Below are 21,752 nucleotides of genomic sequence, written 5' to 3'. Positions count from 1 at the left end.
AAAATAATGACATCCCTCACCATCAACGGCAAACAGCATACGGTTGATTTGCCCGAAGACACACCGCTGTTGTGGACGCTGCGCGACGAACTGGGCATGACCGGCACCAAATTCGGCTGCGGCATGGCGCTATGCGGCGCCTGCACCGTGCACCTGGACGGCGTGGCGATCCGCTCATGCGTTACGCCAATTTCCGCTGCTGCCGGCAAGCAAATCACCACCATCGAAGCAGTCGGCCAGGACCAGATCGGCCAGGCCCTGCAGCAAGCCTGGCAAGAACATGGCGTGCCGCAATGCGGCTACTGCCAGTCCGGGCAGATCATGTCAGCCACCGCGCTGCTGCGCGAAACGCCCAAACCGAGCGACCAGCAGATCCGCGAAGCGATGAGCGGCAATATCTGCCGCTGCGGCACCTATACCCGCATCCATGCGGCCATCAAGCAGGCAGCCGGCGTTGTCAGCGCCAAAGGAGCGGCCAAATGACCATCATGGAAAACCTGCCTGCCTCGCCGGCGCGGCGCCACTGGCTGAAAGCGGCCGGCGCGATTGCCGGCTTGAGCCTGATTGCCGGCCCGAGCGGCCTGGTGATGGCGGCCGAAGAGAAAAAATACGGCGGCGACGGCATGGCCGGCGGCGTGATCGACAACCCGCTGGTGTTCCTGTCGATTGCCCCGACTGGCGTGGTCACCATCATGATGCACCGCTCGGAAATGGGCCAGGGCATCCGCACCAGCCTGCCGATGGTGGTGGCCGATGAACTGGGCGCCGACTGGGCGCAGGTGGCAGTGCAGCAGGCGCCGGCCGACGAGGCGCGCTACGGCAGCCAGGATACCGACGGTTCGCGCAGCATGCGCCACTTTTTCCGCGCCATGCGCCACGTGGGCGCTACTGCACGGCTGATGCTGGAAACGGCGGCGGCGGCGCGCTGGAATGTGCCGGTTGGCGACGTGAAGGCCGACAACCACGCCGTGCTGCATGCAGCCAGCGGACGCAGCCTGTCGTTCGGCGAGCTGGCCGAAGTGGCGGCCAAGCTGCCGGTGCCGCAACGCAGCAGCATCGTGCTGAAGCAACCCGAACAGCTGCGCTATATCGGCAAGGACAACAAGCGCGGCGTCGACCTGCACGATATCGTGACTGGCAACACGCATTTCGGCATCGATACGCGCCTCGATGGCATGCATTACGCCGTGATTGCGCGTCCGCCCGTGTTTGGCGGTAAGCTCAAAAGCGTCGACAAGACGGCTGCCCTGAAAGTGCCGGGCGTGCTGCGCATCGTGGAACTGGCTGGCAGCCCGCCGCCGGCGATGTTCAATCCGCTGGGCGGCGTGGCCGTGATTGCAAAAAATACCTGGGCCGCCATCAAGGGCCGCGAAGCGCTGGTGCTGGAATGGGAAGCTGGCCCGAACGGCACCTACGATTCCAAAGCCTACCGCAAGACGCTTGAAGCTTCGGTACGCAAGCCGGCCAAGCCGGCGCGCGACCAGGGCAAGACGGTGCAGGTGCTGGCCGCAGCACCTGCGGCGCGCAAGCTCAGCGCCGAATACTATCTGCCGCATCTGGCGCACGCCACCATGGAGCCGCCGGCCGCAACCGTGCGCGTTGCCAATGGCAAGGCCGAAGTATGGGCCTGCGTGCAAGCGCCGCAGGCCACGCGCAGCAACGTGGCCAAGGCGCTGGGGCTCGGCTTTGACGACGTGACGGTGCATGTGACGCTGCTGGGCGGCGGTTTCGGCCGCAAGTCCAAGCCCGACTTTGCAGTGGAAGCGGCGCTGCTGTCGAAAGCCATGGACGGCGCGCCGGTCAAGCTGACCTGGACCCGCGACGACGACCTGCAGCACGACTACCTGCATACAGTCTCGGTGGAACGCATCGAAGCGTCGCTTGACGCCAAGGGCCGCCCGACCGCCTGGCTGCACCGCACGGCGGCGCCCAGCATTACCTCGACCTTTGCGGCCGGCTCGAAAAGCCCGGCGCCGTTCGAGCTGGGCATGTCGGCCATCAATGTGCCTTACGCGATCGACAATATCCGCGTCGAAGTGCCGGAAGCCGAGGCCCATACGCGCATCGGCTGGTTCCGTTCGGTATCGAATATTCCGCATGCGTTTGCGATCCAGTCGTTTACGGCCGAACTGGCGCATGCGGCCAAAAAAGACCATCGCGACTATCTGCTGGAGTTGCTGGGACCGGCGCGCAAGATCGATCCGGCCGCGCTGTCGGATAACTGGAACTACGGCGAAGACCCGGCAAAATACCCGGTCGATATCGGCCGCATGCGCCATGTGATCGAGCTGGCCACGGCCAAGGCAGGCTGGGGCCGCAAGCTGCCCAAGGGACGCGGGCTGGGGCTGGCCGTATCCTACAGCTTTGTCACCTACGTGGCGGCGGTGATCGAGGTGGAAGTCAATGCGGCCGGTGAAGTGAGCATACCGCGCATCGATATCGCCATGGACTGCGGCCCGCAGATCAACCCGGACCGCGTGCGTTCGCAGATCGAGGGTGCCTGCGTGATGGGTGTGAGCCTGGCCATGAGCGGCGAGATCAGCTTCAAGGAAGGCCGTGTCGAGCAAAGCAATTTCCACGACTACGCGGTGCTGCGCGCTGCCGACGCGCCGCGCGTGATCCACACCCATCTGGTACCGGGCACGCTGGACATGGAACTGGGCGGCGTGGGTGAACCGGCCGTGCCGCCGATCGCGCCGGCGCTGTGCAATGCCATCTTTGCCGCCACGGGCAAGCGCATCCGTGCGCTGCCGGTGGGGATGCAGCTGGCGAAGAAGGCTTAGGGTTCAGGGTTAAGGGTGTCGTCGGATTACGCCGCTACGCGGCTAATCCGACCTACGCCGGCTTTTCCGTTGAACATAAAAAAAACCGCTGACCCTTTTGCGAGGAATCAGCGGCTTCGAATTGGTTGCGGGGACAGGATTTGAACCTGTGACCTTCGGGTTATGAGCCCGACGAGCTGCCAGACTGCTCCACCCCGCACAAGAATTATATACCAGATTGTGACGCGGCGTAAAGGGTAGCGTTGACATATTGCCCGCAATGCAAAAGGCCGCTGACACTTTGCAGTATCAGCGGCCTTTCAGGTATTGGTTGCGGGGACAGGATTTGAACCTGTGACCTTCGGGTTATGAGCCCGACGAGCTGCCAGACTGCTCCACCCCGCACAAGAATTATATGCGCAACACAGGGGTTTAGGCAATAGCTATCTTTGCACCGCCCGCAATAGCGCCATTTGATGGGCAGTCGGTGTACAGTAAGCGTTACACTCATGACTAAACCAATACACTCTTTTCCCTAGCCGCCCATGAAATTCTGCTCCGAATGCGCCCATCCCGTCAGCCTGTCGATACCGGACGGCGACAACCGCCTGCGCCATGTCTGTCCACAATGCGGCACCATCCATTACCAGAATCCGAAAATGGTGGTCGGCTCGATTCCAGTGTGGGAGGTCGACGGCAAGGCGCAGGTGCTGCTGTGCACGCGCGCCATCGAGCCGCGCTACGGCTACTGGACGCTGCCGGCCGGCTTTATGGAAAACGATGAGACCACCGCCGAGGCGGCAGCGCGTGAAACGGTCGAGGAAGCGGGTGCACATATCGAGTTGGGCAATCTGTTCTCGCTGCTCAACGTGCAGCGCGTACACCAGGTGCATTTGTTTTACCTGGCGCGCCTGCTCGACCTCGATTTTGCGCCCGGCATCGAAAGCCTGGAGGTACGCCTGTTTGCCGAGGAAGCCATCCCCTGGGAAGAGCTGGCCTTCCCCACCGTGCGCACCACGCTCGAACTGTTCTTTGCCGACCGCGCCAAACTGCGCGAAGGCGGCAGCTATGGCGTGCATACAGGCGACATCACCCGTCCGATGGCCATTCCTGCAGACTGAGGCGCGATGATTCCCTGGCTCGACCTGCATACGCCGTTTCCCGACGTCTCGCGCGCGCTGACGGCCACCGACGAGGCGCCGGGCCTGCTGGCGGCCGGCGCCGACCTGTCGCCCAGGCGGCTGTTGGACGCCTACCGGCACGGCATCTTCCCGTGGTTTTCCGAAGGCCAGCCGATACTGTGGTGGAGCACCGATCCGCGCATGGTGCTGATGACGGAAAACTTCAAGGTTTCCGACAGCCTGCAGAAAGCCATCCGCAAGGTCGAGCGCAGTGCCGCCAGCGACGGGCGCTGGCAGCTGCGCTTCGACGGCAACTTCGAGGCCGTCATGCGCGCCTGCGCGGCGCCGCGCAAGGATGGCCCGGGCACCTGGATTTCCGAGGAAATCGTGGCCGGCTACACGGGCCTGCACAAGCTCGGCTATGCGCATTCATCGGAGCTGTGGCTCGATGGCGAACTGGTCGGTGGCGCCTATGGTGTGTCGATCGGGCGCATGTTTTATGGCGAATCGATGTTTGCGCGCGTGAGCGACGGCTCGAAGATCGCGCTGGCGCAACTGGTGCGCTTTCTCAAAGAGCGCGGCGTGGCCATGATCGACTGCCAGCAGGAGACGCGCCACCTGGCGTCCTTGGGCGCGGCGCCCATTTCGCGCAAGCAGTTCCTTGATCATCTGCGCTTGGCGATCACGGCGCCGCAGATCACCGACTGGCACGCTGCGCCCGGCGCCTAGCTATGCTATGGTTATACCGAATATCGCTGCCTGCGCCGCCTGATACTGGACCGACATGACGCACCTGAACGAACTACCGTTTGCCACGCTGCAGTTCTATACGACGGCGCCCTACCCGTGCAGCTATCTCGATGACCGCCAGGCCAGGTCGCAGGTGGCCACGCCTTCGCACCTGATCAACAGCGATGTGTATTCGGAACTGGTACGCAACGGCTTTCGCCGCAGCGGCATCTTTACTTATCGCCCGTATTGCGACGGCTGCCAGGCCTGCATTCCGGTACGGGTGGCAGCCGAGCGCTTTGCGCCCAGCCGTACCCAGCGGCGCGCCTGGAAACGCCATGCCGACCTGCGCGCCGGCGTGGCCACGCTGTCGTTCCTCGACGAACACTACGAACTGTACCTGCGCTACCAGAGCACGCGCCACGCCGGTGGCGGCATGGACCAGGACAGCCGCGACCAGTACGCGCAGTTTTTGCTGCAAAGCCGCGTCAATACGCGCCTGGTCGAGTTCCGCGACCCCGCCGGCACGCTGCGCATGGTCAGCATTATCGACGTGCTGGCCGACGGCCTGTCGTCGGTCTATACCTTCTTCGATCCCGACGTGGACGGCGCCTCCTACGGCACCTACAACATCCTGTGGCAGATCGAGCAGGCGCGCGAACTGGCCCTGCCCTATGTCTACCTCGGCTACTGGATCGAGCAAAGCCCCAAGATGGCCTACAAGATCAACTACCGCCCGCTCGAAGCGCGCATCAAGGGCTTGTGGGTGGAGCTGTAAACCCGTAGGTCGGATTAGGCCCTTCGGGCCGTAATCCGACAACATTGTTGGCGTCAGCGGTGTTGTCGGATTACGCGCGTAGCGCTAATCCGACCTACGGGATCCACCTCATTTGCTCTTGTCCGGATAAGCCGGCCGCACCGGCTTGACCGGCGGATTTTTCGCCAGCTCTTCCTGGATCACGGCAATCGCTTTCTCCAGCTGCGGGTCGCGCCCGGCGATCACGTCGGCCGGCGTTTGCTCGACTTCGATATCGGGCGCCACGCCTTCGTTTTCCACGCCCCAGCCGTTTTCACGGGTCCAGAAGGCCAGGTTGGGCGCAGTGATCGTGCCGCCGTCCATCAGCACCGGAAAGCCCAGGATGCCGACCAGGCCACCCCAGGTGGCCTTGCCGATTAATGGCCCCATGTTGTTCTTGCGGAACATCCATGGAAGCAGATCGCCGCCCGAACCGGCCGTCTCGTCGATCAGCATCGCGCGCGGCCCCTGGATCGAGGCTGACGGCGTCTTCATGTCGGCGCCGTAGCGCATGGCCCACCAGGCGATTTCCTTCTTCTGCAGTATCTCGATATAGTAGTCGGCCACGCTGCCGCCGCCATTGAAGCGCTCGTCGATAATGATCGCCTGCTTGTCGGCCTGCGGGAAGAAGTAGCGCTTGAAGTAGGTGTGGCCCAGGCCCGCCGTATTGGGCACATACACATAGGCAACCTTGCCGCCGGTAGCAGCATTGACCTTGCGCATATTGCCTTCGATCCAGTCGCGATTGCGCAGCGCCTCTTCGCCGGCCACCGGCACCACCGTGATGGTGCGTGCGCCCTTGCCGTCGGGGTTCGGACCGACGGTAATATCGATGGCTTTGTCAGCCGTGTTTTCAAAGGCGCTGTAGAGGTTGGTTGGCGGCGTCAGGGCACGGCCATCGACAGCCAGCAGGTATTCGCCGGCCTTGACGTTCAGGCCAGGCTCGGTCAACGGCGCGCGCAGCTTGGGGTTCCAGTTCAGGCCGCCATATACCTTGCTGAAACGATAGCGGCCATTGCTCACGTCATAGTCGGCGCCCAATAGGCCGCCCGGCACTTTTTTCGCGTCGATAAAATCGTCGCCGCCACCGCCGCGATGATGGCCCACCGCCAGCTCGCTGCACATCCACTGTATCAGCCGGTTCAGGTCGGCCCGGCTCGACAGTTCGGGCAGGAAAGCCGCGTACTTGTCGCGCATGGCCTGCCAGTTGACGCCGTGCATGCCCGGATCATAAAAGTAGTCGCGGTTGATGCGCCAGACCTCGTTGAAAATCTGCGTCCATTCGGCGCGCGGATCAGCCTTCACTTCGATGGCGTCGACCTTGACCTTGCCTTCGCCCGGCGCCAGCATTTTTCCGGTGGCCGATCCCATGGCCCAGTTGTCCTTGCTGCGGTACAGCAGCTTCTTGCCATCGGCCGACACCTCGAAATCGTCGGCATCGGCCACCACGGTTTCGGCCTTGCGCTCCTTCAGGTCAAAGCGCTGGACGGCTTTCTTGCCGTCGTTCTCGCGCAGCAGGAATATCTGGCCAGCAGCGCCAGCGGCCAGGCTGGAAAACTGCGCGGCCGTCAGCGGCAGGTCGACGATGCGCGTAGCGATGCCGTCAAAATCGATGCTGATTGGCGCTACCGGCGCCACCGTCACTTTCGGATCATCGCGCCCTGTCTTCGGATCGATCTTCGCTTCGGCTTTGCTGTCCGTCTCGACCCTGGCGCCGTCTTTTTTCTGCTCGCTTGCGGCTGCCTTTTCCTCGTCGCTTTCCTTGATCAGCGGCGACGGCAGGTCGCGCCGAAGCACCGCCATCCAGACCGTGCGCGTGACCAGGTTGTCTTCGTTCTGCTGCGAGAACCAGTTATTGCTCGGACCGGCATTGGTCGAGGCAAAGAAGTACAGATATTTGCCGCTCTTGTCGAAGACTGGCTCGGCCACGTCCGACAGGCCGTCGGTGACCGGCATCGACTTGTGCTGCTCGACCGAGTAGATATAGGCACTGCGCGTATAGGTGGGCGAATTGAGGGTGTAGGCCAGCCAGCGCGAATCGGGCGCCCAGGCCGCGCGCAGGCTCTTGTCGACACCGTACATCGGCTCGGTGGCGACTTTCTGTTGCTTGCCGGTGTACACGTCGATCATATACAGGCTCCAGCCGTTGTCGGCAAAAGCGATCTTGCTGCTGTCGGGCGACCAGACGGCGCTGTCGTAAAAGCCGCTGCCATTGAGCTTGAATTTTTTCACCGGCCCCTTGCCGTCCTGCGCGCGCACGTGCAGTGCGTACTCGCCCGACTCGTCGGAAAAATACGCAACCGAGCGGCCGTCGGGCGACCAGATTGGATTGCGTTCATGCACGCCAGCCGTCTGCGTCAGGTTGCGCACATCGCCCTTGTCGGCCGGGATGGTGACGATCTCGCCGCGGTACTCGAACGCCACGCGCGCGCCCGATGGCGAGATCGACGCGTCGCGGATATATTTTGGATTCTTGACCCAGCGCGGGCGCGTCTGGCCCAGGTCGGCTGCCACGCCGATGGTCAGCTTTTTGCTCTGGCCGCTGGCCAGGTCCAGCGAGTGCAGGTAGCCGGCCTGCTCGTAGATGAGCTTGCCGCTGGTGGCCGAGGCCGAGGCATTCAGCACCGGGAAATCGGTATGCTGCGTCAGCTGGCGCACTGCCTTCGTCTTGAGATCGTAGGCGTACAGATTGAATTCGCCATTGCGGTCGGAGCGGAAATACACGGTGTCGCCCAGCCAGATCGGATCGACATCGTTCGAGCGCGTGGCAGGCTGCGGGATTTTTTCAATCGACTTGTCTTTGGACGAGAACAGCCACAGCCAGGAATTGGTACCGCCGCGATAGCGCTTCCACTGTTTGAAGGCCGGCATCAGCGGGTTGTAGGCAATGCGCGTACCGTCGGGCGAATAGGTGGCGCGCGAGGCGTTGGGAATCTCGAGCTGGGTTTCCACGCCGCCGGCCACCGGCACCGTAAACAGTTTTTGAAAGCGGTTATTGAAAGCCGCGCGCGGCGACGTAAACATCACCGCCTTGCCGTCTGGCGTAAACGCCTGCGCCAGGTCCACGCCCGGATGGAAGGTCAGCCGGCGCGGCACGCCGCCGGCCGCCGCGATCACATACACATCGATATTGCCGTCGATATTGGCGCTGTAAGCAATCAGGCTGCCATCCGGGGAAAACACCGGATTGGACTTGTCGCCCAGGTCGGAGGTCAGGCGCCGCGCACCGCCGCCATCAAGATTGGTCAGCCACAGGTCGCCGGCATAGATAAAGGCGATATGCTGGCTGGACACGGCCGGCTCGCTGATCATGCGGGTGTCTAGCGTATTGGGCAGGGCATAGGCCGGCTGGCTGGCCAGAAGCGTTAAGGCGCCGGCGGCAGCCAGCGCTGCCAGGATACGGTTCTTTTTCAATGATGTCTCGCTTTTCGGGGTTGAGGAAAATACGCGCACAACAGCTGCCTCGCGCCGTGTGATGGAGAAAATTGGCAAAAGGCAATGAAATACTATACATGGATGCACCATGCGAACACGGTAAAATATGCGAAAAATCTTATTAAGCGCCCATGTCCGAAAATTTCCTGTATTCCCTTGCCCGTCCGCTGCTGTTCTCGATGGATGCCGAAGCGGCCCACCATTTCACCCTGCCGGCCCTGAAACGCGCCGCCAGCCTGGGCCTGACCAAACTGGTCGGCAAGCCGGCCGCCGACCCGCGCACCGTGATGGGCATTACCTTCCCCAATCCGGTCGGCCTGGCCGCCGGGCTCGACAAGGATGGCGCCTATATCGATGCGCTGGCCGACCTCGGTTTCGGCTCGATCGAAGTGGGCACCGTGACGCCGCGCGCGCAGGCCGGCAATCCCAAGCCACGCATCTTCCGCCTGCCGCAGGCGCAGGGCATTATTAACCGCATGGGTTTCAATAACGGCGGCGTCGATGCATTTGTCGCCAATGTACAGGCTTCGAAGTTCTATCAGAACCGCGCCGGCGTGCTGGGCCTTAATATCGGCAAGAACGCCGATACGCCAATCGAGCGCGCGGCCGACGACTACCTGCTGTGCCTGGAAAAAGTCTATCCGTACGCCAGCTATGTGACGGTCAATATCTCCTCGCCCAACACCAAGAACTTGCGCCAGCTGCAAGGCGCCTCGGAACTCGACGCGCTGCTGTCGCAGCTGAAACAGGCACAGGCACGGCTGGCCGACCAGCACAAGCGCTACGTGCCACTTGCCTTGAAAATCGCACCGGACATGGATGGCGAGCAGGTGAAAAGCATCGCCGATTCGCTCACACGCCATCAAATCGACGGCGTGATCGCCACCAATACCACGCTCTCGCGCAGCGCCGTCGAGGGCATGCAGCATGGCGCGGAAGCCGGGGGTCTGTCCGGTGCGCCGGTGTTTGAACTGTCCAATACCGTGATCCGCCTGCTGAAAGCCGAACTGGGCGACGCGCTGCCGATTATCGGCGTGGGCGGCATTATGCGCGGGCAGGATGCGGTGGCCAAGCTCGACGCTGGTGCGCAGTTGGTGCAGCTGTATAGCGGCCTGATCTACGCTGGACCGGGTCTGGTCGGCGACTGCGCACGCGCCCTGCGCGGCAAGAAGGCGGCCTGATGGACAAGATACTGCTTGGTTCGAGCCCGCTTGAGGTCAGCAAGATATGCCTGGGCACCATGACCTTTGGCGAGCAGAACAGCGAAGCCGAAGCGCACAGCCAGCTCGACTATGCGTTGGAGCGCGGCATCAACTTTATCGACACCGCCGAAATGTACCCGGTGATGGCCAGCGCCGAGACGCAGGGCAGCACCGAGCGCTATATCGGCAGCTGGCTCAAGAAAAGCGGCAAGCGCAGCGAAGTGGTGCTCGCCAGCAAGGTGGCCGGTCCGAACGCGCAGATGCACTGGATTCGCAGCGGCAAGAGCAACCATGACGCGGCCAATATCCGCGCCGCCGTTGAAGGCAGCCTGCGCCGCCTGCAGACCGACCATATCGACCTGTACCAGTTGCACTGGCCCAGCCGCAACCTGCCCATCTTTGGCGCCAGCGTGTTTGAGCCGCGCAAGGAGCGCGCCAGCGTGGCCATCGAAGACACGCTGGCTGTCCTGGGCAAGCTGGTCGAGGAAGGCAAGATCGGCCATGTGGGTGTCTCGAACGAATCGTCGTGGGGCGTATGCGAATATATCAAGCAGGCCGAACTGCATGGCCTGCCGCGCATCGCCAGCATCCAGAACCTGTATAACCTGACGGCGCGCCACTACGAGACCAGCCTGCTCGACGAAACCTGCCACCGTGAAAACGTGGGCCTCTTGGCCTACAGCCCGCTGGCGTTCGGCCAACTGACGGCCAAGTATCTCGACGACCCGCAGGCGCGCGGGCGCCTGACGATCTTCCCGGCCGGCTGGAGCCCGCGCTATATCCGCCCGGCCACCATCGAAGCGGCGCGCCAGTACGCGGCGCTGGCGCGCGAGCATGGATTGACTCCGGCGCAGCTGGCGCTGGCGTGGTGCTACTCGCGCTGGTTCGTGGCTTCGACCATTATCGGCGCCACCAGCCTGGAGCAGTTGCAGCACAATATCGACGCTTACGACATCAAGCTGTCGCACGAGGTCATCAAGGCGGTTGATGCGATTCATGCCGTATTGACCAATCCAGGCCAGTAGGTCGGATTAGGCCCTTCGGGCCGTAATCCGACAACACCGCAGACGTCAACAATGTTGTCGGATTACGCGGGGCTTTGCCCCGCCTACGCGGCCCGGCTAATCCGACCTACCCGACCTACCCGACCCACCATCCGCCGTTGGGTTTCCGCAACACCTTCCAACTTCCCGCAGCGCACCATTGCCCCCCTCCCCATGCCCGCCGTATGCTGGCAAGCAGGTCATATGCGGTACAACCGCAAATTTCCCACGCATCAGCTGTTTATCGCATAACGATAGGCGGAACCATTCGTCGGCACCGCGCGTGCCCAACTGTTAATCTGTTTGCATCGAGCCTGTGGCTCGCACAAGCGCACAGCGTCAACCAGACAGCCCAACTTACTGAAGAGATACAAGTCGATGAGTTCATTGCCCCGTACCCCCGTTAAAACCGTTCTTGCCGCCAGCCTGGTGGCGTGCTTTGCCCTGCCCGCCCACGCCCAGCAGGAACTGCCTGCCGAAGGCGAATTGCAGTCGGTGGTTGTCACCGGCACCTTTGCCAAGAACCGCCGCACCATCGACTCCGAATCGCCGATCGATATCCTGACCTCGCGCGATCTGCAAAGCACCGGCTCGGCTGAACTGGCCACCGTGCTGGCGCGCCTGCTGCCGTCGCTGAACTTTGCGCGCGCCACCGGCGCCGACGCCAGCGACGCCGTGCGCCCGGCGCAGCTGCGCGGCCTGTCACCGGACCAGACGCTGGTGCTGGTCAACGGCAAGCGCCGCTATACCTCGGCCGTGGTCAACGTCAACGGCTCGCTGGGCCGGGGCTCGGCACCGGTCGACCTCAATGCCATTCCGCTGGCCGCCATCGACCATGTGGAAGTGCTGCGCGATGGCGCCGCCGCCCAGTACGGTTCGGACGCGATTGCCGGTGTGATCAATATCATCCTGAAAAAAGGTGCAGCCGGCGGCGATGTGGAAGTGGGCTACGGCCAGACCCAGGAACGCGACGGCAAGCAAAAAAGCATCAAGGGTTCGGCCGGTTTTGCGCTCGGTGAAAACGGCTGGCTGCGCCTCTCGGCAGAAGTGGCCGACCGCGATCCGACCAACCGCGCCGGCGCCGACTTCCGCAATCCGCTCGAACCGCGCTACGGCAAGGTCAACCAGCGTTATGGCGATGCCGAAAGCAAGCCCGCTACCGTCTTCTTCAACAGCGAATACCATCTGAACGACAATATCGACTGGTATGCGTTCGGCAACTACGGCAAGCGCGATACGTCGGCTGCAGCAACCTGGCGCACCGCCTACAACGGCACGGCGCTACGCACACCAGTCTATCCGGAAGGCTTCCTGCCGCTGCAAAACAGCACGTTGACCGACCAGTCCATCGTCACTGGTCTGCGCGGCGAAGCTGCCGGTTGGCGCTGGGATGCCAGCCTGAACTACGGCAGCAACAAGTTCGAACTCGACCTCGACAACACCATCAACCTGTCGATCGGCAATCTGGGCGTGGACAGCCCCACGCATTTCTATGCCGGCTCGCTGAAAAACGAACAGAGCGTGTTCAACCTCGATGCGGCGCGCGAGTTTCCGGTCGACTTTTTCTCCGGTCCGCTGACGGTGGCCGTCGGTCTTGAAGCGCGCCATGAGAAATACAGCATCGGTGCCGGCGACGCCGCCTCGTACTTTGGCGGCGGCTCGCAGGGCTTTGCAGGCTTCCGCCCGGCCAACGCCGGCAGCCACTCGCGCCATAACGAATCGGTGTACGTGAACCTGGAAGCGGAAGTGACGAAAAAGCTGTCGGGCGGCGTAGCGCTGCGCCATGAACGCTACAGCGACTTCGGCAGCACCACCTCGGCCAAGGGTTCGGCGCGCTATGCATTCAACGACGCTTTCTCGCTGCGCGGCACGGCCTCGTCGGGCTTCCGTGCCCCATCGCTGGCGCAGCAGTACTACACCATTACCACCACCAACTTCCAGGTGGTCAATGGCGTCAATACGCCGATCGAGACCGGTACCTTTGCCGTCAATACGCCGCAGGCACGCGCCTTGGGCGCGCAGGACCTCAAACCTGAAAAGGCACGCAACTACAGCCTCGGCGTGCAGTTCCAGCCCAACCGCAACTTCACCACTTCGGTTGACGCTTACCGCATCGATATCGACAACCGCATCCTGTTCTCGGCCAACCTGGCACTGAACGATGCCTTGAAGGCGCAGCTGGCCGCACAGGGCACGCCAGTGGGCGCAGCGCGCTACTTTACCAACGCCGTCGATACCCGCACCGAAGGCGTCGATATCGTCAGCACCTACCGCATCGAACTGCAGGAAAAAGACCGCCTGGACCTGACAGTGGCGTATAACCACAACAAGAGCTCGGTAGAAAAGATCGCCGACAACCCGGCCCTGCTCACGGCCAACAACCTGCTGCTGATCGACCGCCAGACCGTAGCCCGCGCCACCGTGACGGCGCCAAAAGACAAGTTCAGCCTGGCTGCCGACTACGTTGTCGGCAACTGGAACGCCCATGGCGTGGTCACGCGCTATGGCAAGTTCACGGTGCCGCAGAACAATGTGGCGCTGGACCAGAACTACGATCCGCAGTGGGTACTTGACGTGTCCGGTTCGGTCAAGCTGGGCCAGAACTGGCGCCTGGTGGCCGGTATCGACAACGTCACCAACCGCTACCCGGCCCAGGTGACCAGCGCCGGCAACCTGAACGTCGGCGGCACCCAGCCCTACAGCATCTTTGCGCCGAACGGCTTCAATGGCCGTTATTACTACGCCAAGGCTGGTTATAGCTGGTAACAGTCTGACGGGCACCGCCATGTAAAAAGCCCGGAACGCTTTGCAGCGTTCCGGGCTTTTTTATGATTGAGGCGTAGGTCGGATTAGGCCCCCTCCGGGGCCGTAATCCGACAACATTGTTAGCGCCAACAATGTTGTCGGCGCAGTTACAACGTCTCTTCCCCCGCCATGGCACGGTCAATATCGTCGCGCGTCAGGTCCGGCGCCAGCTGCAAAATAAACTCGTAGGCATACGAGCGCAGGTAAGCGCCACGGCGCACGGCCAGGCGGGTGGTATTGAACGCAAACAGGTGCGATGCCTCGACCGCACGCAGGCCCTTGTCGCGGCCGTGGTCGAACGCCATTGAGGCAACAATGCCCACGCCCAGCCCCAGCGCCACGTACTGCTTGATCACGTCCGAGTCCATGGCGGTCAGGACGATATCGGTGGTCACGCCGGCCTTGGCAAAAGCGTCGTCGATATGGCCGCGGCCGGTAAAGCCCTTGTCATAGGTGATCAAAGGATACTTGGCCAGGTCTTCCAGGCGGATCGGTGAGCTGTCGAGCAGCGGATGGCCATCGGGCACCACGATCAGATGGCTCCAGCGGTAGCATGGGAACGACACCAGGTCAGGGAACTGGCTCAAGCCCTCGGTGGCAATGCCGATATCGGTCTTGCCCGACAAAACCCATTCGGCGATATGCTCGGGCGCGCTTTGCTGCAGCGCGATGCGTACCTCGGGAAACGCAGCGCGAAAGCTCTGCACCACTTTCGGCAGCGCATAACGGGCCTGGGTATGGGTGGCGGCCACCGACAGCGTGCCGTTGGTCTGGCCACTGTATTCAAGGCTGGCCTGCTGCAGGTTTTCCGCCTCGATCAGCAGGCGGTCGATGATTTTCAAAATGCCCTTGCCCGGCTCGGTCAGGCCGGTCAGGCGCTTACCGTTGCGTTCGAAAATCACCACGCCCAGCTCGTCTTCGAGTTCACGGATTTGCCGGCTCACGCCCGGCTGCGAGGTAAACAGGGCATTGGCCACTTCGGTCAGGTTATAGCCGCGGCGCGCTGCTTCGCGGATGGAGCGCAGTTGTTGGAAATTCATGGCGATCCAGTGTCAGTATTCAATCAGTTTCTTGCCGAAGGTTCGACGAAAACGTGCAAACGTTTCGGGCGCACCACCAGCGTCTCACCCTCTTTCAGCGCCAGATGGCTGAAGCGCTCGTTCGACATTACCGCTTCGATCAGCTCGCTGTTATCGACGCGGTGCAAATCGAGCTGGGCCAGCGGGCCGATCGCATGGGCACGGCTGAGCTTGACGACGATGCCTTCGGCGCCCGGCGTATAGCGGTCGATTTCCAGGTCGTGCGGGCGCACATAGGCGGTGCCCTTGCTGTCGCTGACGTTGGCGTAGTCGGGCACGTCGAAGCTGGCGTCGCCGGTGGCCATCACGCCGTCATGTACGCGACCGTGGAACAGGTTGACGTTGCCCAGGAAGCCGTAGACGAATGGCGAGGCCGGCTGGTTGTAGACCTGCTCGGGCGAGCCGAGTTGCTCGACCGTGCCCTTGTTCATCAGCACGACCTGGTCGGCCACCTCCAGCGCCTCTTCCTGGTCATGCGTGACGAAAATACTGGTCACATGCAGGTCGTCATGCAGGCGGCGCAGCCAGCGGCGCAGCTCCTTGCGCACCTTGGCGTCGAGTGCGCCGAACGGTTCGTCGAGCAGCAGCACGCGCGGCTCGACCGCCAGTGCGCGTGCCAGCGCGATACGCTGGCGCTGGCCTCCCGACAGTTGCGGCGGATAGCGGTCAGCCAGCCAGTCCAGCTGCACCAGTTCCAGCAGGTCTTTCACCTTGCGGCGGATCTGGTCTTCGGAAGGACGCTCGCTGCGCGACTTGACGCGCAGGCCAAAGGCCACGTTTTCAAACACGGTCATGTGCTTGAACAGCGCATAGTGCTGGAATACAAAGCCGACCTGGCGCTCGCGCACATGGCGACTGGAGGCGTCTTCGGCGTCGAGCAGCACCTGGCCCGAGTCCGGGTGTTCGAGGCCGGCAATAATACGCAGCAAGGTGGTCTTGCCGCAACCTGACGGGCCCAGCAGCGCGGTCAGCTCACCGGCAGGAAAGTCGAGCGAAATATTGTTGAGGGCGACGAAATCGCCGAAACGCTTGTTGATATTCTTAACTGCGATAGTCATGATCAGTGCTCCGTAGAACGTAAGGCGGAATCGTCGGCGTCGTTTTCGTTGAGACGCCATTCAATAAAAGCTTTCAGGGCCAGCGTCACCAGTGCCAGCAGCGCCAGCAGGGAAGCGACGGCAAAGGCGGCCGAGAAGTTGTACTCGTTGTACAGAATCTCGACTTGCAGCGGCATGGTGTTGGTTTCGCCACGGATATGGCCCGACACCACCGACACCGCGCCAAACTCGCCCATGGCGCGTGCATTACACAAAATCACCCCATACAGCAGGCCCCACTTAATGTTCGGCAAGGTCACGCGGCGGAAAGTATCCCAGCCCGATGCACCGAGCACAATGGCGGCTTCTTCCTCTTCGCTGCCCTGCGACTGCATCAGTGGAATCAGCTCGCGCGCCACGAACGGGAAGGTAATGAAGATGGTGGCCAGCACGATGCCCGGCACGGCAAACAGAATCTTGATATCGTGCGCCGCCAGCCACGGGCCGAACCAGCCCTGGGCGCCGAACATCAGCACATAGATCAGGCCGGAAATGACGGGCGAGACCGAGAACGGCAGGTCGATCAGCGTCAGCAAAATGCTTTTGCCACGGAACTCGAATTTGGCGATACACCACGATGCGGCCACGCCAAACACCAGGTTGAGCGGCACGGCAATGGCGGCCGTAATCAGCGTCAGCTTGATGGCGGAAATCGCATCCGGGTCGATAATGGCGGCCACATAGGCTTCCCAGCCTTTCTTGAACGCTTCGACAAATACCGCGACCAGCGGCACGATCAGAAACACCGTCAGGAACAGCAGCGCGATGGAAATGAGCACGGTGCGCACCCACAGCGGTTCGAGCACCACCGGGCCGACCGACGGCTCGAAGCGGCGCGCCTTGGGCAGCGCGTCTTCGGTGGCTGCGACGGCAGAGACTGTATTACTCATGATTTCTTGGCCTTTCCGCGCGTCCACGCTTGCAGCAGGTTAATCGTCAATAACAGCAGGAAGGACACCACCAGCATCACCACCGCAATCGCGGTGGCGCCGGCGTAGTCGTATTGCTCGAGCTTGGTAATAATGAACAGCGGCGTAATTTCCGACACCATCGGCATATTGCCGGCGATAAAAATGACCGAGCCATACTCACCGGTGGCGCGCGCAAAGGCCAGCGCAAAACCGGTCAGCAGCGACGGCATAATGGTTGGAAAGATCACGCGGATAAACGTTTGCAGTGACGAAGCGCCCAGGCTGGCGGCCGCTTCTTCGAGTTCGCGCTCGGCGTCCTCCAGCACCGGCTGCACCGTGCGCACCACGAAAGGCAGGCCGATAAAGGTCAGCGCCACCACCACGCCCAGCGGCGTAAACGCCACCTTGATGCCGAGTACGCCTTCGATAAACTGGCCGAACCAGCCGTTCGAGGAATACAGCGCCGTCAACGTAATACCGGCCACGGCGGTCGGCAGCGCAAACGGCAGGTCGACCAGTGCATCGATAATGCGTTTGCCGGGAAACTTGTAGCGCACCAGCACCCAGGCCAGGATGCCGCCAAACACCACATTGAACAGCGCCGCGATCAAGGACGCGCCAAAGGTCAGGCGATACGAAGCCATCACGCGCTCGGAAGTGACGGCGCGTACAAAGCCTTCCCAGGTCATGGTAAAGGTATTGAGAAACACCGACGACAGCGGGATCAGGACGATCAGCGCCAGATAGAACAGGGTAAAGCCCAGTGATAGTTTAAAACCCGGCATGACCCGAAACGGCGCCCCCCGCGCCTTGATCGGTGCTGCTGCAGACATAGACACTCCTTGTTATTACATTTTCGAGTAACAGGACGCCATATTCACATGTTATCGTTATAAAAAGAACTAACCTTTTCTCATTTGCTTAGATGGGATTTGCATGTAGTATCAATGCCAGCGGACGAAAAAAAACGCACCGGGCAGGTGCGTTTTGGCCAGATCGGCGTGAACCGCGCCGTTTATTTGTTCGGCTGCGGCGTCAGGCGCAGATACGGCTTGGCGGCCGTATAACCTTTCGGGTATTTCTGCTTGATCACTTCCGGATCCTGCACAGGCAGCGGAATGATCACATCGTCGCCGTCTTTCCAGTTGCCCGGCGTAGCCACGGTATAGCCGTCGGTCAGTTGCAGCGCATCGATCACGCGCAGGATTTCATCAAAATTGCGGCCGGTGCTGAGCGGATAAGTCAGGATCAGGCGGATCTTCTTGTTCGGATCGATAATGAACACCGAGCGCACGGTAGCGGTGACCGACTGTTCCGGATGGATCATGTCGTACAGTACCGATACCTTCTTGTCGACGTCGGCAATGATGGGGAAGCCAACCACGGTGTTCTGCGTCTCTTCGATATCCTTGATCCAGTTCTTGTGCGATTCGGCAGCGTCGACCGACAGGGCCACGGCCTTGACGTTGCGCTTGTCAAATTCAGGCTTGAGCTTGGCAGTCAGTCCCAGTTCGGTGGTGCAGACCGGCGTAAAGTCGGCCGGATGCGAAAACAGCACGACCCAGGAGTCGCCTGCCCATTCGTGGAACTTCAGTTGGCCGATCGAGCTGTCTTGTTCAAAATCAGGGGCGACATCGCCCAGGCGTAAGGTCATGGTGATCTCCTCGACAAAAGTGTATGGTTTTTATGCTGCAAAACGGTGGCGGCGGTCCAGCGTGGCCAGGTCGGACAGCGTCTGCAATTGCGCCTGGCCGTAGATCCAGTCGCCGAGCTTTGACTCGGCGTTGATATGACCGAGCGCGCCACCGTCAATATACTTGCAATTCCAGCGCCGTGCCCACTGCGCGGCATGTTCAAGCGTCATCCACGGGTCGGTCTGGCTGGCAATCAGAATACCCGGGCAAGGCAGGCGCTTGTGCGGCAGCTGCGCCGCCACGCCGAACTTGTCCGGATCGGCCGGCCCCACCAGCAGCACGCCGGCCACGCCGTCCGGATCGCGCGCCAGGCTGTGCGCCGTCGTCAGGCAGCCGAAGCTGTGCGCCACGATCAGGGTCGGACGGCGCTCTTCGCGTCGCACCCGGTCCAGCTTTGCCGACCAGGCCGCCAGATCGGGCGTTTCCCAGTCATCCTGTTCCACGCGCTCGAACTGCGGATACAGGCGCTGCCAGCGGCTTTGCCAGTGTTCCGGGCCGCTGTTGTGCAGGCCCGGCACGATCAATACCCGGTAATCGGAAAAGCTGCGCAGCGCCATCATGGCTCCCTGGATCAGTCTGGTTTATTTTGGCTGCTTATTTTGGTTGATAAATGCTGTCAAAAATGCCGCCGTCGGCAAAGTGCGCCTTTTGCGCAGCAGTCCAGCCACCTGCCACCTGGTCGATGGTAAACAGATTGACCTTGGCAAACTGGTTGGCGTATTTCTTGGCGGCCTTTTCGCTGGTCGGACGGTAGTAGTTCTTGCCGATAATGTCCTGTCCTTCATCGGTATAAAGATAGTTCAGATAGGCTTCAGCCACCTTGCGCGTGCCATGCTTGTCGGCAAACTTGTCGACCACGGCCACCGGCGGCTCGGTCAGGATACTGACCGACGGCGTGATGATGTCGAACTTGGTCGGGCCCAGCTCCTTGACGGCCAGATAGGCTTCGTTTTCCCAGGCGATCAGCACGTCGCCGATGCCGCGTTCGACAAAGGTGGTGGTGGCGCCACGCGCGCCGGAATCGAGCACCGGCACGTTTTTATACAGTTTGGACAGGAATTCCTTGGCCTTGGCTTCGTTGCCGCCCGGCTGGCGCAGGGCATAGCCCCAGGCTGCCAGATGATTCCAGCGGGCGCCGCCCGAGGTTTTCGGATTCGGGGTAATGACGGATACGCCTGGCTTGATCAGGTCGTTCCAGTCCTTGATGCCTTTCGGGTTGCCCTTGCGTACCAGGAACACAATGGTCGAAGTATAGGGCGAACTGTTGTGCGTGAGCTTTTTCTGCCAGTCCGGCGCCAGCAGCTTGTGCTCGGCCAGGGCGTCGATGTCATAGGCCAGCGCCAGCGTCACCACGTCCGCTTCCAGGCCGTCGATCACGGCGCGCGCCTGCTTGCCCGAGCCGCCATGCGATTGCTTGATCTTGACGTTGTCGCCGGTCTTGCCTTTCCACTCCTTGGCAAAGGCCGTATTGACATCCTGATACAGCTCGCGCGTCGGATCGTAGGACACATTGAGCAGCGTGATATCGGCAGCTTGCGCCGTTTGCAGGACTGCGAAGGCGCTGATGGCGGCGGCAATAATGAGTTTTTTCGACAACATCCAAGTTCCCCGTATGGTTAAGCTTTCAGAACCATCAGGTTACGGCCAGTCGCTCATTAAGAGAACGAAGCGTTTCACCGTTTGATATGCAATTTTCGCATATGCACACTGCAACAGACGCGCTCAGTAAAACCGGTTGAACAGCACCACGACCCAGGTCGCTGCTGCCAGCAGACAGGTCAGCAGCACGGCGGCGCTGCCGAAATCCTTGGCGTTTTTCGACAGCGGATGGCGCTCGAGCGAAATGCGGTCGACCACTGCTTCGAGCGCGGAATTGATCAGCTCGACGATCAGCACCAGCACCAGCACGCCGATCAGCACCAGCTTTTCAAAGGCCGAGATACGCAGCAGCAGCGCGATAATCGTGCCGACCACGAACAGGCCAAGCTCCTGGCGAAACGCATGCTCATGCTGCCAGGCCGATTTCAGGCCGTCGATCGAATAGAAAAAAGCCGAGTAGATGCGCTTGAGACCGCTCTTGCTCTTGAACTCACTTTCAGGGGGCGTAGCTTGCATGGGAATGATAGCGAACAGCGCAGTGCGCAGGGAGCGGCCATTATGCCGCCAGGCGTAGGAATTGTGACAATATTTTTCAACCGTGCCCGGCAAACATTCACTATTTTTTCACATCATGGTATAAAGTACAGCATGAATACTGCATTGCACCATATCCATCATGAAAATTGAACCTGTCACCGGCCCCAAGACGACGATACAGGTAATCGAGCGCATGACGGCCCTGCTAGACGCGCTGGCAAAATATTCCGATCCGGTCAGCCTGAAGGAACTGTCAAAAGTTTCAGGACTGCATCCGTCGACGGCGCACCGCATCCTTAACGACCTGGTGCTGACGCGTTTCGTGGACCGCATCGAGCCTGGCACCTATCGCCTCGGCATGCGCCTGCTGGAACTGGGCAATGTTGTCAAAAGCCGTTTGAGCGTGCGCGAAGCAGCGCTCGACTTTATGCGCCAGTTGCACAAACGCACCCAGCAGACCGTCAACCTGTCGGTACGCCAGGGCGATGAAATCGTGTATATCGACCGCGCCTATTCCGAGCGCTCGGGCATGCAGGTGGTGCGCGCCATCGGTGGCCGCGCCCCGCTGCATCTGACTTCCACCGGCAAGCTGTTCCTGTCCATCGACGAGCCCAAGGCCATCCGTGCCTATGCCACGCGCACCGGCCTGGCCGGCCACAACAAGAATTCAATTACCGATCTGGCCAAGCTGGAGCGCGAACTGGGCCAGGTGCGCAGCACCGGCTATGCGCGCGACAATGAAGAACTGGAACTGGGCGTGCGCTGCATTGCGGCCGGCATCCATGACGACTCGGGCAAGCTCATTGCCGGCCTGTCGATCTCGGCGCCAGCCGACCGCCTGCAGGACGACTGGCTGAAAGACCTGGTGGACACGGCCCGGCAGATTTCCGTCACGCTGGGCTTTATTCCACTCGACAGTATCAACTGACTCAGCCCAACTGA

General features: G+C 61.5%; 18 protein-coding genes and 2 tRNA genes. 9 read left to right on the top strand and 11 right to left on the bottom strand.

The annotated features are described in order from the left end of the window. Positions 1–6 precede the first annotated feature (6 nt). Together GCM43_RS09455 and GCM43_RS09450 are read left to right on the top strand one after the other, a co-directional pair. On the top strand, positions 7–483 hold the full coding sequence (locus tag GCM43_RS09455) for a (2Fe-2S)-binding protein (protein WP_152243502.1): 477 nt from the start codon (positions 7–9) through the stop codon (positions 481–483). Further along, positions 480–2,783, top strand: a complete 2,304-nt coding sequence (locus GCM43_RS09450; RefSeq protein ID WP_152243500.1) for a xanthine dehydrogenase family protein molybdopterin-binding subunit — start codon at positions 480–482, stop codon at positions 2,781–2,783. Before GCM43_RS09455 ends, GCM43_RS09450 begins: the two co-directional genes overlap by 4 nt. Before the next feature lie 122 nt (positions 2,784–2,905). On the opposite strand, the gene GCM43_RS09445 is transcribed toward GCM43_RS09450, so the two are convergent. Next, positions 2,906–2,982, bottom strand: a tRNA-Met gene (locus tag GCM43_RS09445). A gap of 108 nt (positions 2,983–3,090) precedes the next feature. Further along, positions 3,091–3,167: transfer RNA gene (locus GCM43_RS09440), tRNA-Met, on the bottom strand. Positions 3,168–3,307: 140 nt separating this feature from the next. On the opposite strand from GCM43_RS09440, the gene GCM43_RS09435 reads away from it, so the two are divergent. Genes GCM43_RS09435 through GCM43_RS09425 form a run of 3 tightly spaced genes read left to right on the top strand, consistent with a single transcriptional unit; the run spans position 3,308 to position 5,390 of the window. After that, positions 3,308–3,883, top strand: a complete 576-nt coding sequence (locus GCM43_RS09435; protein WP_152243498.1) for an NUDIX hydrolase — start codon at positions 3,308–3,310, stop codon at positions 3,881–3,883. 6 nt (positions 3,884–3,889) lie between these two features. Next, positions 3,890–4,612 (top strand): leucyl/phenylalanyl-tRNA--protein transferase, encoded by a 723-nt coding sequence (gene aat, locus GCM43_RS09430; protein ID WP_152243496.1) that lies wholly within the window; start codon positions 3,890–3,892, stop codon positions 4,610–4,612. Positions 4,613–4,667: 55 nt separating this feature from the next. Then, positions 4,668–5,390: an arginyltransferase gene (locus GCM43_RS09425; protein WP_152243494.1), complete on the top strand. Its 723-nt coding sequence runs from the start codon at positions 4,668–4,670 to the stop codon at positions 5,388–5,390. A gap of 108 nt (positions 5,391–5,498) precedes the next feature. Here the strand turns inward: GCM43_RS09425 and GCM43_RS09420 are convergent, their stop codons facing one another. Continuing rightward, on the bottom strand, positions 5,499–8,822 hold the full coding sequence (locus tag GCM43_RS09420) for a S41 family peptidase (RefSeq protein WP_152243492.1): 3,324 nt from the start codon (positions 8,820–8,822) through the stop codon (positions 5,499–5,501). Between the two features lie 152 nt (positions 8,823–8,974). Here GCM43_RS09420 and GCM43_RS09415 point away from each other — a divergent pair, with 152 nt between their 5' ends. The 3 genes from GCM43_RS09415 (at position 8,975) to GCM43_RS09405 (ending at position 13,854) form a co-directional block, all read left to right on the top strand. After that, on the top strand, positions 8,975–10,024 hold the full coding sequence (locus tag GCM43_RS09415; RefSeq protein ID WP_152243490.1) for a quinone-dependent dihydroorotate dehydrogenase: 1,050 nt from the start codon (positions 8,975–8,977) through the stop codon (positions 10,022–10,024). Continuing rightward, on the top strand, positions 10,024–11,070 hold the full coding sequence (locus GCM43_RS09410) for an aldo/keto reductase (RefSeq protein ID WP_152243488.1): 1,047 nt from the start codon (positions 10,024–10,026) through the stop codon (positions 11,068–11,070). Before GCM43_RS09415 ends, GCM43_RS09410 begins: the two co-directional genes overlap by 1 nt. A gap of 396 nt (positions 11,071–11,466) precedes the next feature. Further along, positions 11,467–13,854 (top strand): TonB-dependent receptor plug domain-containing protein, encoded by a 2,388-nt coding sequence (locus GCM43_RS09405; RefSeq protein ID WP_152243486.1) that lies wholly within the window; start codon positions 11,467–11,469, stop codon positions 13,852–13,854. 146 nt (positions 13,855–14,000) lie between these two features. Here the strand turns inward: GCM43_RS09405 and GCM43_RS09400 are convergent, their stop codons facing one another. The 8 genes from GCM43_RS09400 to GCM43_RS09365 all read right to left on the bottom strand — a co-directional run bounded on the left by GCM43_RS09400 (position 14,001) and on the right by GCM43_RS09365 (position 20,789). Then, on the bottom strand, positions 14,001–14,933 hold the full coding sequence (locus GCM43_RS09400; RefSeq protein WP_152243484.1) for a CysB family HTH-type transcriptional regulator: 933 nt from the start codon (positions 14,931–14,933) through the stop codon (positions 14,001–14,003). Between the two features lie 23 nt (positions 14,934–14,956). Further along, on the bottom strand, positions 14,957–16,030 hold the full coding sequence (locus GCM43_RS09395) for a sulfate/molybdate ABC transporter ATP-binding protein (RefSeq protein ID WP_152243482.1): 1,074 nt from the start codon (positions 16,028–16,030) through the stop codon (positions 14,957–14,959). Between the two features lie 2 nt (positions 16,031–16,032). Next, positions 16,033–16,959 (bottom strand): sulfate ABC transporter permease subunit CysW, encoded by a 927-nt coding sequence (gene cysW, locus GCM43_RS09390; RefSeq protein ID WP_152243480.1) that lies wholly within the window; start codon positions 16,957–16,959, stop codon positions 16,033–16,035. Beyond that, positions 16,956–17,765, bottom strand: a complete 810-nt coding sequence (gene cysT, locus GCM43_RS09385; protein ID WP_193315587.1) for a sulfate ABC transporter permease subunit CysT — start codon at positions 17,763–17,765, stop codon at positions 16,956–16,958. Before cysT ends, cysW begins: the two co-directional genes overlap by 4 nt. A 230-nt stretch (positions 17,766–17,995) precedes the next feature. Continuing rightward, on the bottom strand, positions 17,996–18,634 hold the full coding sequence (locus GCM43_RS09380) for a peroxiredoxin (protein ID WP_152243476.1): 639 nt from the start codon (positions 18,632–18,634) through the stop codon (positions 17,996–17,998). A gap of 30 nt (positions 18,635–18,664) precedes the next feature. Continuing rightward, positions 18,665–19,231: an RBBP9/YdeN family alpha/beta hydrolase gene (locus GCM43_RS09375; RefSeq protein WP_152243673.1), complete on the bottom strand. Its 567-nt coding sequence runs from the start codon at positions 19,229–19,231 to the stop codon at positions 18,665–18,667. A gap of 37 nt (positions 19,232–19,268) precedes the next feature. Beyond that, positions 19,269–20,273 (bottom strand): sulfate ABC transporter substrate-binding protein, encoded by a 1,005-nt coding sequence (locus GCM43_RS09370; RefSeq protein ID WP_152243474.1) that lies wholly within the window; start codon positions 20,271–20,273, stop codon positions 19,269–19,271. Positions 20,274–20,396: 123 nt separating this feature from the next. Beyond that, entirely contained in the window at positions 20,397–20,789 is a 393-nt protein-coding gene (locus GCM43_RS09365; RefSeq protein ID WP_152243472.1) for a diacylglycerol kinase, read from the bottom strand. A 160-nt stretch (positions 20,790–20,949) separates the two neighbouring features. On the opposite strand from GCM43_RS09365, the gene GCM43_RS09360 reads away from it, so the two are divergent. Continuing rightward, a complete protein-coding gene (locus GCM43_RS09360) occupies positions 20,950–21,738 on the top strand; it encodes an IclR family transcriptional regulator (protein ID WP_152243470.1) in 789 nt (262 codons plus the stop codon). The last annotated feature ends 14 nt before the right edge of the window (positions 21,739–21,752 follow it).

It is taken from the genome of Janthinobacterium aquaticum, from assembly GCF_009208565.1.
In the GTDB taxonomy this organism is placed as follows: domain Bacteria; phylum Pseudomonadota; class Gammaproteobacteria; order Burkholderiales; family Burkholderiaceae_D; genus Janthinobacterium.
This window is presented reverse-complemented; position numbering and strand designations above follow the sequence as displayed.